This is a genomic window from Streptomyces pluripotens, assembly GCF_000802245.2.
Lineage (GTDB): Bacteria > Actinomycetota > Actinomycetes > Streptomycetales > Streptomycetaceae > Streptomyces > Streptomyces pluripotens.
The window spans coordinates 519982-532248 of record NZ_CP021080.1 but is presented as its reverse complement, the minus strand read 5'-3'; the positions used below and the strand labels follow the sequence as shown (position 1 = coordinate 532248).

Sequence of the window (12267 nt, the reverse complement as noted above, 5' to 3'; positions counted from 1 at the left end):
GCTTTCGGCCGATACCTCTGACCAGGCCAGATGGCGGAACGCTGCTGGAGTATTGGGGGGCATCCATGATCAGCATCCCCGGAGTCGACTACGCCTGGACTCACCCAGGCGGGGAGGCCTTGCAGAAGGCGGGCAAACACTTCGCCTGCCGTTACCTGTCCACCGACGCCTCCAAGAACCTGACGCGTGCCGAGGCCGACGACCTGGCCGCGCACGAGGTGTCGAGTGTCGTGGTGTGGGAGACCACCGCGGAGCGTGCCCTGTCCGGGAAGAGCGCCGGGGCGGCGGACGCCAAGGCCGCGGCGGCGCAGGCCACGGCCTGCGGCATGCCCTCCAGCCGCCCGATCTACTTCGCCGTGGACTTCGATGCCACGCCTGATGACCAGACGGCCATCAACGCCTACCTCGACGGCGCCGCATCCGTCATCGGTGTCTCACGGGTCGGCCTCTACGGTGGCTACTACCCCGTCAAGCGCGCCCTCGACGCGGGAAAGGCCACCTGGGCGTGGCAGACGTCCGCGTGGTCCGGCGGCCAGTGGGATTCCCGCGCGGTGATCCGGCAGGGCGCTGAGACCACCATCAACGGTGTTTCCTGCGACCTGGACACGGCACTCACCACGGACTACGGGCAGTGGATGCCCGGAAAGACGCCCCAGGAGACGAATGTGGCAGTGACGAAGAACGATGTCGGAACGTTCGCGCACACGGACGGCGTGTTCAAATCGCCCGACTACGACAAGGACCCCAAGGGCAACGAGTTCTGGACGCTGGAGTCGTACCAGCGGTACGGGTACCTCCAGGACCGGGAGACGAACCGGCTGGTGAAGGACTTGGCCGCGAAGCCGTCAGTTGACCTGACGGACGCGCAGATCGACTCGATCGCCGCCAAGGTGGCCGCAGCTCCGGGTCTGGCCGACGCCATCGCGGAGAAGGTCGCCGAGAAGATCGCCGAACGGCTCGCCCAGTGAACGTCAGGTTTCCACGGCCCTGCCAAGCCGTGCGGCACCAGCCCGCGTCCGCTCGGCAACCACCCCCAGTTGCGCCCTCGCCGCCAGGCCCGTCGCCCCGTCCCGAGCCGGACGCGACCGGGTAGTGCCGCACCGGTCGCGTGCCCGCTGGGCACGGCGGGCGCTGTCGCGCCCCTCGTGCCCCTGCGGCAGGGGGACGGCCCGTGCGAGCTAGCGGTGTCTGAGGGGCGTCAGCTGCTGGATGTCGTACTTGGCGCGCAGCGCCTCGATCGCCCCCTGGTCTGGTGGGCCCCCGCTGCTCAAGATCTCCAGCAGTTCCTCGAAGTAGCGCTCGTGGTCCGGCGGGGGAGAGGCCTGGAAGAACATCTTCGCCGGCGTGTCCGTCGGGTTCGCAAAGGCGTGCGGGCAGCCCGGAGGGACGACGATCACCGTGCCCGGGGTCGCGCGGACCGCCCGGCTGCCCGAAGGCGACTCCCACTTTCTCCAGTTGTCGGGGGTGCGGATGCGGGGTTCGAAGGCGAGCACGTCCAGCTCTCCTTCGAGGACGTAGAACAACTCCTCGCTCCGCGTGTGCACGTGCGCGCCCACGTCGAAGCCCGGCGGGACCTCCACCTCGAAGGTGGAGGCCATCCGCGAGTGCGTGCCGGTGACCTTGAACGTCACCCGCTGGGCCGGCGTTTCGACGACGCGCCCGTGCCCCGGTGGCACCAACAGTCCTTCGGCCTGTGTCATCGGCTGCTCACCAGGTGACCGGCAGGGCTTCTGGACCCCGGATCAACGCGCCCTTCTTGAAGGGAACCTGATCCGGGGGTACGGCCAGTCTCAGGGCGGGAATGCGGTCCAGCAGGGCCTCCACCAGGAGCTCCGACTCCAGCCTCGCCAGCATGTTGCCGGGGCAGAAGTGCGGGCCGAAACCGAAGGACACGTGTGGGTTCGGGCTGCGGGAGAAGTCGACCGCATCCGGGTCGGGGAAGACGTCCGGATCGCGGTTGGCGGCCAGGTAGGAGACGTACACCGGATCGCCGGCGCGGATGCGGAACCCCCTGATATCCACGTCCTCCAGCGCGATCCGGGACAGGCCGACCGCGTTGCGGTGCGGGATGTAGCGCAGGAGTTCGTCGATCGCCCGGGGGCGGATCTCCGGCTCCGCGCGCAGTCGTTCCGCCAGGTCGGGGCGGGTCAGCAGCAGGTAGAACAACTGCCCGCTGTTGTTGGTGACGGCCTCGCCGCCGATCTGGAGGAGTCCGGCGAGGCCGACGGCCTCCTCCAGGGTGATCTCGCCCCGGCCCACCGCGGCGCCCAGGAGTGAGGTGACGTCCTCGGCGGTGCTGTTCTCCCGCAGCCCGATCAGGTCGGAGAAGTAGGCGGCCATCTCCCGCTTGGCCTTCTCGCTGACCTCCTTGCCGTTCGAGGAGGAGAGGATGAGCTGGGTCCAGTTGTGCATGCTGTGGCGATCACCGGCCGGGACGCCCATCAGTTCGCAGATCACTGCGACCGGGAAGGGACTGAGTACCGCCGACGTGAGATCGGCGGGCGGGCCGTCCTGGAGAAGTTCGTCGACCAACTCGTCCAGCATGTCGCGTGCCCGGTCCCGGACCCGCTCCACGCCCCGCGCGGTGAACGCAGCGGCCACCGCGCGGCGCAGCCGGGTGTGGTCGGGCGGGTCGAGGAAACCGACCGCGCCCCGGTCCGGGATGAAGTGCGGGGCCAACCGGGTGACCGGCCTGTCCATGACCGCTTCACGGCTGAAGCGCGGGTCATTGGTCACCATGCGCACGTCGTCGTACCGGGTGACCAGCCAAGCCCAGCCCTCGCCGTTGGGCAGCTTGATGCGGGTGACCGGTCCCTCGTGCATCAACTCGGTCAGTACCGGGTCGAAGTCCGTCCCGGTCAGATCGAGTGCCGGCCAGTGCCGGATCGGGGGCAGGGTCTGGGTGAGCGTCTCTTCGGTCATGCGGTACTCATGCCGTTTCTTGTTCCGAGCGGCGCCAGCGACCCAGCGCCATTTCCGCGGTGATGCCGGGACCGAACCCGGCGAGGAGCCCACGCGCCTGGTGCTCGGCACCGCCCTCGTCGAACAGTCGGCGCAGCGCGTCCAGCACGACGCCGGAGGCGATGTTGCCGTATTCGGTGAGCGTCGCCCGGCTGAACCGGAACGCGTGCGGGTCGACCTGGAGGAACTTGCTCAGATCGTCGAGTATTCGGGGTCCTCCCGCGTGGACGATGTAGAAGTCCAGGTCGGCGGCGTCCCAGCCGTGCAGGCCCGCGAGGTCCTGCAGGGCTGGGGCGAGCGGCTCCATGGTGGCCGGCACCCGCTTGTCGAGCAGAAAGTGGAAGCCGGTCGCCTGGACGTCGTACATGATCCACTCCTCGGTCTTGGGGATCAGGTACGAGCCGTTGCGTTCGAGCTCGATGCCGCTGCCGCCCCGCCCGCGGACCACGGCGGCAGCGATGCCGTCGCCGAACAGGCCGTTGGAGAGCAGCGAGCCGACGCCGAGGTCGGTCGGCTGGTAACACAGGGAGCAGAACTCGCAGGCCACGATCAGCGCGTTGGCTTCGGGATAGGCCGTGCAGAAGTCGTGGGACCGGTTGATCGCCGCGCCGCCGGCTGCGCAGCCCAGCTGGGCTATGGGAAGCTGTCGGGTGGTGCTGTCGAAGTCCATCTCGTTGATCAGCCACGCCGTGAGCGAGGGCATCATGAAGCCCGTGCACGAGACGTAAACGATCACGTCGATGTCGGTGGTGAGCAGCTCCGCGTCGTCGAGGGCCTGCTGGATCACTGCGGGGACCCGGGCCTTGGCCTCCGCCTCGTAGAGCTTGTTGCGCTGCTCGAAACCCGGGTGCTTGAGGGTCTCTTCGATGGGCTGGACGATGTGCCGGGTGCGGACGCCTGTGTTCTCGATCAGCCGCAGGGCTAGCGGCAGTTGGGGGTGGTCCGGGTGACGGGAGCGTGCCAGCTCCAGTGTCTCCTCCATCGTGATCACGTGCTCCGGAACCGACACCGAGGGTCTGCACAAAGTCGCCATGAACCGTGCCTGCTTTCAGCCTTCCGGAAGGCCTTCGCCCGCCGGTCAGAAGGTCGTTCACCTCAGGAGGTGGTCCACCCACGATCACCCGCCGGGGCGACGATCTCGCGTCGGACTACTCCAGACTGGGGACACCGTGTCAGGATCGATCGAGAAGTCGCACGTCCGCACGGGGGGCGCAGGATGACCGCGAGGGCCACTGACCTGCTGGGGACGACTGCGAGGGCGTTCTCCGTGGGCCTTCGGGTAACCCCTTCGTGTCATTCGTCGAGCGCGGTGCGGCGGACCCGGCCGGCCTGGCCCGGCTCGCTCTGGTGCAGCAGTGGGTGATTCCCGCCGACCGCCGTTCCTTCCTGCACCTGGCGCACCGGGCGTCCATCCCGAGGCCGTGGCCCTCTCCGCAGGCGAAGGAAAGGCGAAGGAAAGGCGAAGGAAGCGGTGCAGGCGGGCCTGGACACGGGCGACCTACACCCCGCCCTGGCGCACGCCTACGGAACCCTCTTCCAGACGTGCGAGGGCATGTTCCGGGAAACGCTCGGGCAGTGGAGTGGAGGGGAGTTACGGCGTCCCGCTGCTGTGAGCGATGCACGCCACGTCGATCCGGTCCGCGAGCTTGGCGAGTTCGATGGTCAGCGCGGCCACCGTGTCCTCGTCCAGCCCCTGCTCCCCGGCCTCGACCAGATGCAGCCACCGCCCGCCGACGGTCCGCAGCAGCTTACTCACGTCGGCCGCGGCCACCTGCAAGGTACCGCGGTCGTCGACGATCAGAGGCAGGGTCACTTCGCGGTTCACAAAAGGGGATGGTAGTCGTGCAGCCCTCATGCACCCTGCCAAACCGTGGTGATGTTGCAGAACTCGCGGATTCCGTGCCCGGACAGCTCACGCCCGTACCCCGAGCGCTTCACCCCGCCGAACGGGAACGCCGGATGGGAGGCCGTCATCCCGTTGACGTACACGGCTCCGGCCTCCAGGTCCTCGGCGAACCGTTCCACCTCGTCGGTGTCCCGGGTCCACACGTTCGAGCTCAGCCCGAACGGCGTATCGTTGGCGATCAGCAGCGCCTCGTCCAGGTCACCGGCCCGGTACAGGGTGGCCACCGGCCCGAACGCCTCCTCGCGGTGGACGCGCATCTGCCGGGTCACACCCGTGAGCACGGTCGGCGGGTAGTACCAGCCGGGTCCGTCCGGCCGTGCACCGCCGCACAGCACTTCGGCCCCGGAGCGTTTCGCGTCGTCGACCAGTTCCTCCAGGTCGGTGCGTCCCTGCTCGCTGGCGAGCGGCCCGACCTCGGTGTCCTCCTGGAGTGGATCGCCGACCTTGAGGGCCTCCATGCCCTCGACGAATCTCTCGGCGAACGCGTCGTGGACGTCGGTGTGCACGATGAAACGCTTGGCGGCGATGCAGGACTGCCCGGTGTTCTGCACCCGCGCGGTCACCGCGACCTCGGCGGCGCGGTCCAGGTCTGCGGACGGCATCACGATGTAGGGATCGCTGCCGCCCAGCTCCAGGACCGTCTTCTTGATCATCTCTCCGGCGGTGGTGGCGACTGCCCGGCCCGCGGGCTCGCTGCCCGTCAGGGTGGCCGCCATGACCCGTTCGTCGCGCAGGATGCCGTCCACCGCCGCGGAGCCGACCAGGAGCGTCTGGAAGCAGCCTTCCGCAAAGCCCGCCCGGTGGAACAGGTCTTCCAGGTAGAGGGCCGTCTGGGGAACGCTGGAAGCATGCTTGAGCAGACCCACGTTGCCTGCCATCAACGCCGGAGCGGCGAACCGGACCACCTGCCAGAGAGGGAAGTTCCACGGCATCACGGCGAGCACGGGCCCGAGCGGGCGATAGCGGACCCGCACCCGGGACGCGCCAGAGTCCCGCACATCCGTCTCGGCGGGCTCCTCGTCGGCCAGCAGCCTCTCGGCGCGCTCGGCGTACCAGCGCATCGCCTTGGCGCACTTTGCGGCCTCCGCCCGCGACTGCTTGATCGGCTTTCCCATCTCGACGGTCATGACCCGGCCGATCTCCTGCCGGTCTTCGTCCAGCAGGTCGGCGGCCTTGCTGAGCCATCGGGCACGGTCGGCGAACACCGTCGTCCGGTAGGTGCGGAACGTGGCCTGGGCAAGCCGGAGACGGCGTTCCACCTCCTCCTCACCCATCGGCTCGTACGTCTTGAGCGTCTCGCCGTTCGCCGGGTTCACCGTCGCGATGGGCATGGCTGACCTCCCTGGGAGCGGGTCTGCTTCGACCTTCGCGCGCGGCGGGGTACGCCGCAACGCGAAGGCGCCCTGGTCAGCCCGAATGCCCCGGCAGCCGGTCAAGGAACGCGGACTGCGCCGTGATGATCAGGGCACGTGCCCGGTCCAGCCCCAGCCACGCCACCCGGTCCAGCTCCGGGAACTCCCGGACCCGGCCGGACCTTGGGGGCCACTCCATGGTGAAGGTGCCGGGACGGAACGCGGTCAGATCGAGGTCCGCCTCGACCGCCCATGCCGTGACGATCTTGCCACCTGCCTGTGCGACCTCGCCCAGCGGTACGGCCGCACCGGCGGGAGGGGGCAGCCCCAGCTCTTCCCGGAACTCCCGTCGGGCGGCCTCCCAAGCGGGTTCGTCGGGTTCGTACTCGCCCTTGGGCACGGTCCACGCCCCCGCGTCCTTCTTGGCGAAGAACGGACCACCCATATGGCCGAGCAATACGTCCAAGCCCTCATCGGTGCGCCGGAACAGCAGCAGACCCGCACTCCGCTTGGCCGCACGCGCCGTCACGGTTCGACCTCCGGGTGAGCCGCCAACAGGGACTCCACCGTATCGGCCTCGTCGGGGCGCTTGTCCTCGCGGTAGCGGAGCACACGGGCGAAGCGCAGGGTGATACCCGCCGGATAGCGGGAGGAGCGTTGCAGCCCGTCGTAGGCGACCTCCACGACGAGTTCGGGGCGGACCCGGACCACCTGGCCGTCGTCTTCGACTGCTAGGTGCCGCAGCCGCTCGGTCTGCCAGGTGAGCATGGAGTCGGTCATGCCCTTGAAGGTCTTGCCGAGCATCGCGAAGGTACCATCCAGGTTGCGGGCACCCAGGTGGAGGTTGGAAAGCCTGCCGGTGCGGCGGCCGTGGCCCCACTCGGCGGCCAGTACCACCGCGTCGAGCGTGTGGACCGGCTTGACCTTCAGCCAGGAGGCACCCCGACGGCCCGCGCTGTAGGGCGCGTCCAGTGCCTTCACCATCACTCCCTCGTGGCCGCGGGCCAGCGCGTCGGCGAGGAACCGTTCTGCCTCCGGGATCTCTTCCGGCCCCGAGACCACCGTGCGCCGGACCCGCATGGGGCCGGGTACCAGCCGGGCCAGCCGGGCGTGTCGTTCGGCCAGGGGGAGGTCCAGGAGATTGTCGCCGTCGATGGCGAGGGTGTCGAAGAACACCGGGGAGACCGGGACCTCGGCGGCGGCCTTCGCCACGTCCGTGCGGGAGCCGACCCGGCCCGCCGTTTCCTGGAAGGACCGTGGCCGGTTTTCTGCGTCCAGGGAGATCACCTCGCCGTCCAGGATGAAGCGCTCCTCCCGCAACTCCAGTGCGGCGACTCTCACTTCGGGTAGCCGGGCACTGATGTCGTCCAGTGTCCGGGTGTGCACGCGCACCGTGTCGCCGTCCCGGTGGACCTGGACCCGGATACCGTCCAACTTCTCCTCCACCGCGCACGGGCCGAGCTTCGCCACCGCCTCGGCGACCGAGGAGGCGCTGTGCGCCAGCATCGGCAGTACTGGGCGGCCCACGGTGAGTCGGAAGCGGTCCAGCGCCCCGGGTCCCTCGTTCAGCAGGGCCTCGGCGACCACCTGCAGCGAACCGGCGAGCATCACCGCGCGCCGGACGCCGGCCGGGTCCGCGCCGGTCGCCTGAGCCAGTGCCTCCATGGCCGCCGCGGCCAGCGCACCCTGCCGTACCTCGCCGGTGAGCAGGCCGAACAGAAAGTGCTGCTCAGCTGCGGTGGCCGCGCCCATTAGCTCACTGGTGATCCGGGTCTGCTCCGCCCGGGAGCCCGGCCCGGTCACCTGGCTCAGCTCGGTGAGCCGGGCGTCGACCTCGCGGACGGTGAGAGCGGGTTCTGCGGCGGGAGGCACGCGGCGGTTGAGCACCTTCCAGCCGATACCGAGCCGTCCCTGCGGTAGCCGTCCGGCCAGATAGGGGATGACGAGCGGCACGTCGGCCGGTTCCGCCTCCCGGAACAGTTCGGCGAGCAGCGCGGTCTTGCGGGACCGTGCCGAGGCGGCGGCGATCTCCCGGGACACCTGGGCGATCCGGGTCAGCAGCATGTCATCAGGGTGCACTGGGGTCGCCGGGTACACACCCGGAAGGCGCGTCGAGTCCGGCGGAGCCGGCCACGATGGGCACGGCGCTCCTTCGGCGGTTCGGGCCGCCGGAGGAGCACGTGCCGGTCCGGGTGCACCCGGACCGGACGTGACACGTCCGACGGTTCCCTGATCGGCAAGCGACCGCTTAGTATGCGGATCGGATCCGGTCAGACGAAGCAGTCCCGTGGAGGCCCCCCATGCAGGCATGGCAAGTACACGAGAACGGCGAGCCGAACGAGGTGATGCGCCTGGCGGAGGTGGCACGCCCCACCCCCGGCGAAGGCCAGGTGCTGCTGCGCGTCCGGGCCGCCAACGTCAACTTCCCGGACGCGCTGCTGTGCCGGGGGCAGTACCAAGTACGTCCACCGCTGCCGTTCACGCCGGGTGTGGAGATCTGCGGCGAAACCGAGGACGGCCGCAGGGTGATCGCCAACCCAGTACTGCCGCACGGAGGCTTCGCCGAGTACGCCCTGGCCGACGCGCGCGCCCTATTGCCCGCGCCCGAGCCGCTGGACGACGCGGAGGCGGCAGCCCTGCACATCGGCTACCAGACGGGCTGGTTCGGCCTGCACCGCCGCGCTCACCTCAAGGCCGGGGAGACACTGCTCGTGCACGCCGCCGCCGGTGGCGTGGGCAGTGCTGCCGTACAGCTCGGTAAGGCGGCCGGGGCCACCGTGATCGGTGTGGTCGGTGGTGCGGACAAGGCGGCTGTCGCCCACGAACTGGGCTGTGACGTAGTGGTCGACCGCCGCAGCGAGGACGTCGTCGCCGCAGTGAAGGAGGCCACCGGCGGTCGGGGCGCCGACGTGATCTACGACCCCGTCGGCGGCCAGGCCTACGCACAGTCGGCGAAGTCGGTCGCCTTCGAGGGACGGATCGTCGTCGTGGGATTCGCCAGCGGCACCATCCCCAGCCCGGGGCTCAACCACGCCCTGGTGAAGAACTATTCGATCCTGGGTCTCCACTGGGGCCTGTACCACGCCAAGAACCCCAAGCTGATCCAGCACTGCCACGAACAACTCGCCGAGTTGGCCGCTCAGGGTGTGATCAAGCCGCTGGTGAGCGAGCGCGTGTCGCTGGAGGAGGCCGCGGATGCCGTGCAGCGGGTCGCTGACGGGGCGACCACCGGCCGGGTCGCCGTCATGCCGCGGAACGGAGCCGTCGCATGACCAACGCTGAGGAACTGATCTGCCGTACAAGGGAGTTGCTCAAGGAGCATCCCCCAGCCGGCACCGCCCGCTTGGACTTCCTCCGGGCCCGGTTCGACGCCGGCCTCGCCTGGGTGCACTACCCGGAGGGGCTCGGCGGATTGGATGCCCCGCGTTCCCTGCAGGCGGTCGTGGATGCCGAACTGGAGGCCGCCGGCGCGCCGGACAACGACCCCCGGCGCATCGGCATCGGCCTCGGCATGGCCGCGCCGACCATCCTGCGCTACGGCACCCGGGAACAGCGGCAACGCTATCTGCGCCCCCTGTGGACGGGTGAGGAAGTTTGGTGCCAGCTCTTCAGCGAACCCGGCGCCGGCTCCGACCTGGCCGCGCTCGGCACCCGGGCCGTGCGGGAGGACGGGAGTTCCTCCGGTACGGGCGGAGCCGGGGGCGGAGGGGACTGGGTGGTCAACGGCCAGAAGGTGTGGACCTCCAGCGCCCATCTCGCCCGCTGGGCGATCCTGATCACCCGTACCGACCCGGACGTGCCCAAGCACCAGGGCATCACCTACTTCATCTGCGACATGACCGACCCGGGCGTCGAGGTCCGGCCGCTGCGCCAGATCACCGGCGAAGCCGAATTCAACGAGGTGTTCCTCACCGGCGTCCGCATTCCCGACTCGCGCCGTCTCGGTGCGATCGGCGACGGTTGGAGGGTGGCCCAGACCACCTTGATGAACGAGCGCGTCTCCATCGGCGGCATGCGGCTGCCCCGTGAGGGCGGCATGATCGGCCCGGTGGCGAGGACCTGGCGCGAACGCCCCGGACTACGCACTCACGATCTGCACCAGCGGCTGCTGAAGTTGTGGGTGGAGGCCGAGGTGTCCCGGTTCACCGCCGAGCGCCTGCGTCAGCAGTTGGCCGCCGGCCAGCCCGGCTACGAGGGCTCCGGTATGAAGCTCGCCTTCGCCCGCCTCAACCAGGAGATCAGCGGGCTGGAGGTCGAACTCCGCGGCGAAGAGGGCCTGTTGTACGACGACTGGACCATGCGTCGTCCCGAGCTGGTCGACTTCACCGGCCGTGACGCCGGGTACCGCTATCTGCGCTCCAAGGGCAACAGCATCGAGGGCGGGACCAGCGAGGTCCTGCTGAACATCGTCGCCGAGCGCGTCCTGGGCCTGCCGCCCGAGCCGCGCACCGACAAGGACGTCGCCTGGAAGGACCTCGCCCGATGACGGATCTTCTCTATTCCGAGGAGGAGGAGGCGCTGCGCGCCGCGGTCCGCGACCTGCTCACGGACCACTGCGCCCCCGCCGACGTGATCGTCCGCACCGAGTCGGACGCCCCGCACGACGTGCGGTTGTGGAAGACGCTCGCGGACGGCATGGGTCTGGCCGGTCTGCTGGTGCCCGAGGAACTGGGTGGACAAGGCGCCACCCATCGGGAAGCCGCCGTGGTCCTGGAGGAACTGGGTCGCGCGGTGGCGCCCGTGCCCTACCTGACGAGCGCCGTCGTGGCCACCGAGGCCCTGCTGGAGTGCGGAGCCGGCGATCTGCTCGCCGAACTGGCATCGGGGACGACGATCGGTGTGCTTGCCGTGGGACTGCACACCGCACCGGGAGCAGGCTTTCCGGTCGTACGGCTCGAAGGCGGCGCGCTGCACGGGGAACTGACCGCCATCGCCGACGCGACGGTCGCCGATGTGCTGCTCGTACCCGCGGACGACGGAGGCCTGTACGCGGTGCCGGCCTCCGCCACGACCATCACCGCGCAGGTGTCCCTGGACCTCACCCGTCCGGTGGCACACGTCGCCCTCGAAGGCGTGCGCGGCGCCCATAGGCTGGGGGACGCCGAACCCGCCGTGCGCCGGGCCCTACACGCTGCCGCCGGTCTGCTCGCGTCCGAACAACTGGGCGTGGCCGACTGGGCGTTGACCGAGACGGTGCGGTATCTGAAGGAACGCAAGCAGTTCAACCGGCCGGTCGGCGGCTTCCAGGCGCTCAAGCACCGGCTCGCCCAGCTGTGGCTGGAGGTGGTCAGCCTCCGGGCCGCCGCCCGAGCCGCCGCAGACGCACTGGCCACGGGTGAGGACACGGACATCACGGTGGTGGTCGCCCAGGCCTACGCAGCCCCCGTCGCCGTGCGCGTCACCGAGGAGGCCCTGCAACTCCACGGCGGCATCGGCATGACCTGGGAGCATCCGGTGCACCTGTACCTGAAGCGGGCCAAGGCCGACTCGATCGCCTACGGCACCGCAGGCACCCACCGCGAGGCGCTGGCCGGACTGACCGGCCTCCAGGCACCCTGACGCCAGGCCGCGTATGCCCACCCCGGGGTGGGCATACGCGCGGCGGATGCTCCAACGAAGTGGACCAGAACGGCATGAAACCGCTCGACGTCGGCATCGACCACCTGAACGCCGATGATCTCGCCGTCCTGGAGGCCGTCCTCGACGCTCACCCCTCCGCCTGACACCCTCCGCCCAACACCCTCGATCTGACACCACTCGATCGGCGGACGCGTCAGCTGCCCGGTAGAACCCTCCGCTGCGCCACACTTGCGGCCGAACGCCGCTCATGGCACGTGGCGGAGGAGGTTCCCGATGGCCATTTCCATCTCTGTGGTACTGCTGCTCCTGATCCTGGCCGTGGTCTTCATGCGCAACGGCGCGCTGAAGTTCTCCCACGCCCTGGTCTGCGCACTGCTCGGTTTCTACCTGGCGGGCACGAGTATGGCGCCCACCATCCACAGCGGGCTCACCGCGACCGCTGACCTGGTGAGCAGCCTGCGGCCCTGA

12 protein-coding genes are annotated in these 12267 nt (G+C 69.7%); 5 read left to right on the top strand and 7 right to left on the bottom strand.

Translation table 11 applies throughout. The features are described from left to right. Window positions 1-65: 65 nt before the first annotated feature. Window positions 66-968: a glycoside hydrolase domain-containing protein gene (locus LK06_RS02220; protein ID WP_039653830.1), complete on the top strand. Its 903-nt coding sequence runs from the start codon at window positions 66-68 to the stop codon at window positions 966-968. 210 nt (window positions 969-1178) lie between these two features. Here the strand turns inward: LK06_RS02220 and LK06_RS02215 are convergent, their stop codons facing one another. The 7 genes from LK06_RS02215 to LK06_RS02185 all read right to left on the bottom strand — a co-directional run bounded on the left by LK06_RS02215 (window position 1179) and on the right by LK06_RS02185 (window position 8283). Further along, window positions 1179-1700 carry a cupin domain-containing protein gene (locus tag LK06_RS02215; protein WP_039653831.1) on the bottom strand — a complete coding sequence of 174 codons (522 nt, stop codon included), beginning with the start codon at window positions 1698-1700 and terminating at the stop codon, window positions 1179-1181. 7 nt (window positions 1701-1707) lie between these two features. Further along, the gene (locus tag LK06_RS02210; RefSeq protein WP_039653832.1) at window positions 1708-2922 is read right to left on the bottom strand and encodes a cytochrome P450; all 1215 of its coding nucleotides are present in this window, start codon (window positions 2920-2922) and stop codon (window positions 1708-1710) included. A gap of 7 nt (window positions 2923-2929) precedes the next feature. Continuing rightward, window positions 2930-3994, bottom strand: coding sequence for a type III polyketide synthase (locus tag LK06_RS02205; RefSeq protein ID WP_039653833.1), 1065 nt, complete (start codon window positions 3992-3994; stop codon window positions 2930-2932). Window positions 3995-4552: 558 nt separating this feature from the next. Continuing rightward, window positions 4553-4786, bottom strand: coding sequence for a DUF6213 family protein (locus tag LK06_RS02200; RefSeq protein ID WP_039653834.1), 234 nt, complete (start codon window positions 4784-4786; stop codon window positions 4553-4555). 26 nt (window positions 4787-4812) lie between these two features. Beyond that, window positions 4813-6198, bottom strand: a complete 1386-nt coding sequence (locus LK06_RS02195; protein ID WP_043405227.1) for an NADP-dependent succinic semialdehyde dehydrogenase — start codon at window positions 6196-6198, stop codon at window positions 4813-4815. A gap of 76 nt (window positions 6199-6274) precedes the next feature. Continuing rightward, window positions 6275-6748: an NUDIX hydrolase gene (locus tag LK06_RS02190; RefSeq protein ID WP_039653837.1), complete on the bottom strand. Its 474-nt coding sequence runs from the start codon at window positions 6746-6748 to the stop codon at window positions 6275-6277. Continuing rightward, complete coding sequence (locus LK06_RS02185) at window positions 6745-8283, bottom strand: ATP-dependent DNA ligase (RefSeq protein WP_039653838.1); 1539 nt, start codon at window positions 8281-8283, stop codon at window positions 6745-6747. Before LK06_RS02185 ends, LK06_RS02190 begins: the two co-directional genes overlap by 4 nt. Before the next feature lie 236 nt (window positions 8284-8519). Between LK06_RS02185 and LK06_RS02180 the strand changes: the two genes are divergently transcribed. The 4 genes from LK06_RS02180 to LK06_RS02165 all read left to right on the top strand — a co-directional run bounded on the left by LK06_RS02180 (window position 8520) and on the right by LK06_RS02165 (window position 12267). Continuing rightward, window positions 8520-9491, top strand: a complete 972-nt coding sequence (locus LK06_RS02180) for an NADPH:quinone oxidoreductase family protein (RefSeq protein ID WP_039653839.1) — start codon at window positions 8520-8522, stop codon at window positions 9489-9491. After that, window positions 9488-10705 carry an acyl-CoA dehydrogenase family protein gene (locus LK06_RS02175; protein ID WP_039653840.1) on the top strand — a complete coding sequence of 406 codons (1218 nt, stop codon included), beginning with the start codon at window positions 9488-9490 and terminating at the stop codon, window positions 10703-10705. The genes LK06_RS02180 and LK06_RS02175 overlap by 4 nt, the downstream gene beginning before the upstream one ends. Next, entirely contained in the window at window positions 10702-11778 is a 1077-nt protein-coding gene (locus LK06_RS02170; protein ID WP_039653842.1) for an acyl-CoA dehydrogenase family protein, read from the top strand. The genes LK06_RS02175 and LK06_RS02170 overlap by 4 nt, the downstream gene beginning before the upstream one ends. A 294-nt stretch (window positions 11779-12072) precedes the next feature. Then, window positions 12073-12267: a hypothetical protein gene (locus LK06_RS02165; RefSeq protein ID WP_039653844.1), complete on the top strand. Its 195-nt coding sequence runs from the start codon at window positions 12073-12075 to the stop codon at window positions 12265-12267.

Excerpts from the sequence above, each read along its gene's own strand:
- LK06_RS02185 (WP_039653838.1), bottom strand. The coding sequence starts at position 8,283 with ATGCTGCTGACCCGGATCGCCCAGGTGTCCCGGGAGATCGCCGCCGCC.
- LK06_RS02195 (WP_043405227.1), bottom strand. The coding sequence starts at position 6,198 with ATGCCCATCGCGACGGTGAACCCGGCGAACGGCGAGACGCTCAAGACG.
- LK06_RS02180 (WP_039653839.1), top strand. The coding sequence starts at position 8,520 with ATGCAGGCATGGCAAGTACACGAGAACGGCGAGCCGAACGAGGTGATG.
- LK06_RS02215 (WP_039653831.1), bottom strand. The coding sequence starts at position 1,700 with ATGACACAGGCCGAAGGACTGTTGGTGCCACCGGGGCACGGGCGCGTC.
- LK06_RS02205 (WP_039653833.1), bottom strand. The coding sequence starts at position 3,994 with ATGGCGACTTTGTGCAGACCCTCGGTGTCGGTTCCGGAGCACGTGATC.
- LK06_RS02175 (WP_039653840.1), top strand. The coding sequence starts at position 9,488 with ATGACCAACGCTGAGGAACTGATCTGCCGTACAAGGGAGTTGCTCAAG.
- LK06_RS02220 (WP_039653830.1), top strand. The coding sequence starts at position 66 with ATGATCAGCATCCCCGGAGTCGACTACGCCTGGACTCACCCAGGCGGG.
- LK06_RS02165 (WP_039653844.1), top strand. The coding sequence starts at position 12,073 with ATGGCCATTTCCATCTCTGTGGTACTGCTGCTCCTGATCCTGGCCGTG.
- LK06_RS02170 (WP_039653842.1), top strand. The coding sequence starts at position 10,702 with ATGACGGATCTTCTCTATTCCGAGGAGGAGGAGGCGCTGCGCGCCGCG.
- LK06_RS02210 (WP_039653832.1), bottom strand. The coding sequence starts at position 2,922 with ATGACCGAAGAGACGCTCACCCAGACCCTGCCCCCGATCCGGCACTGG.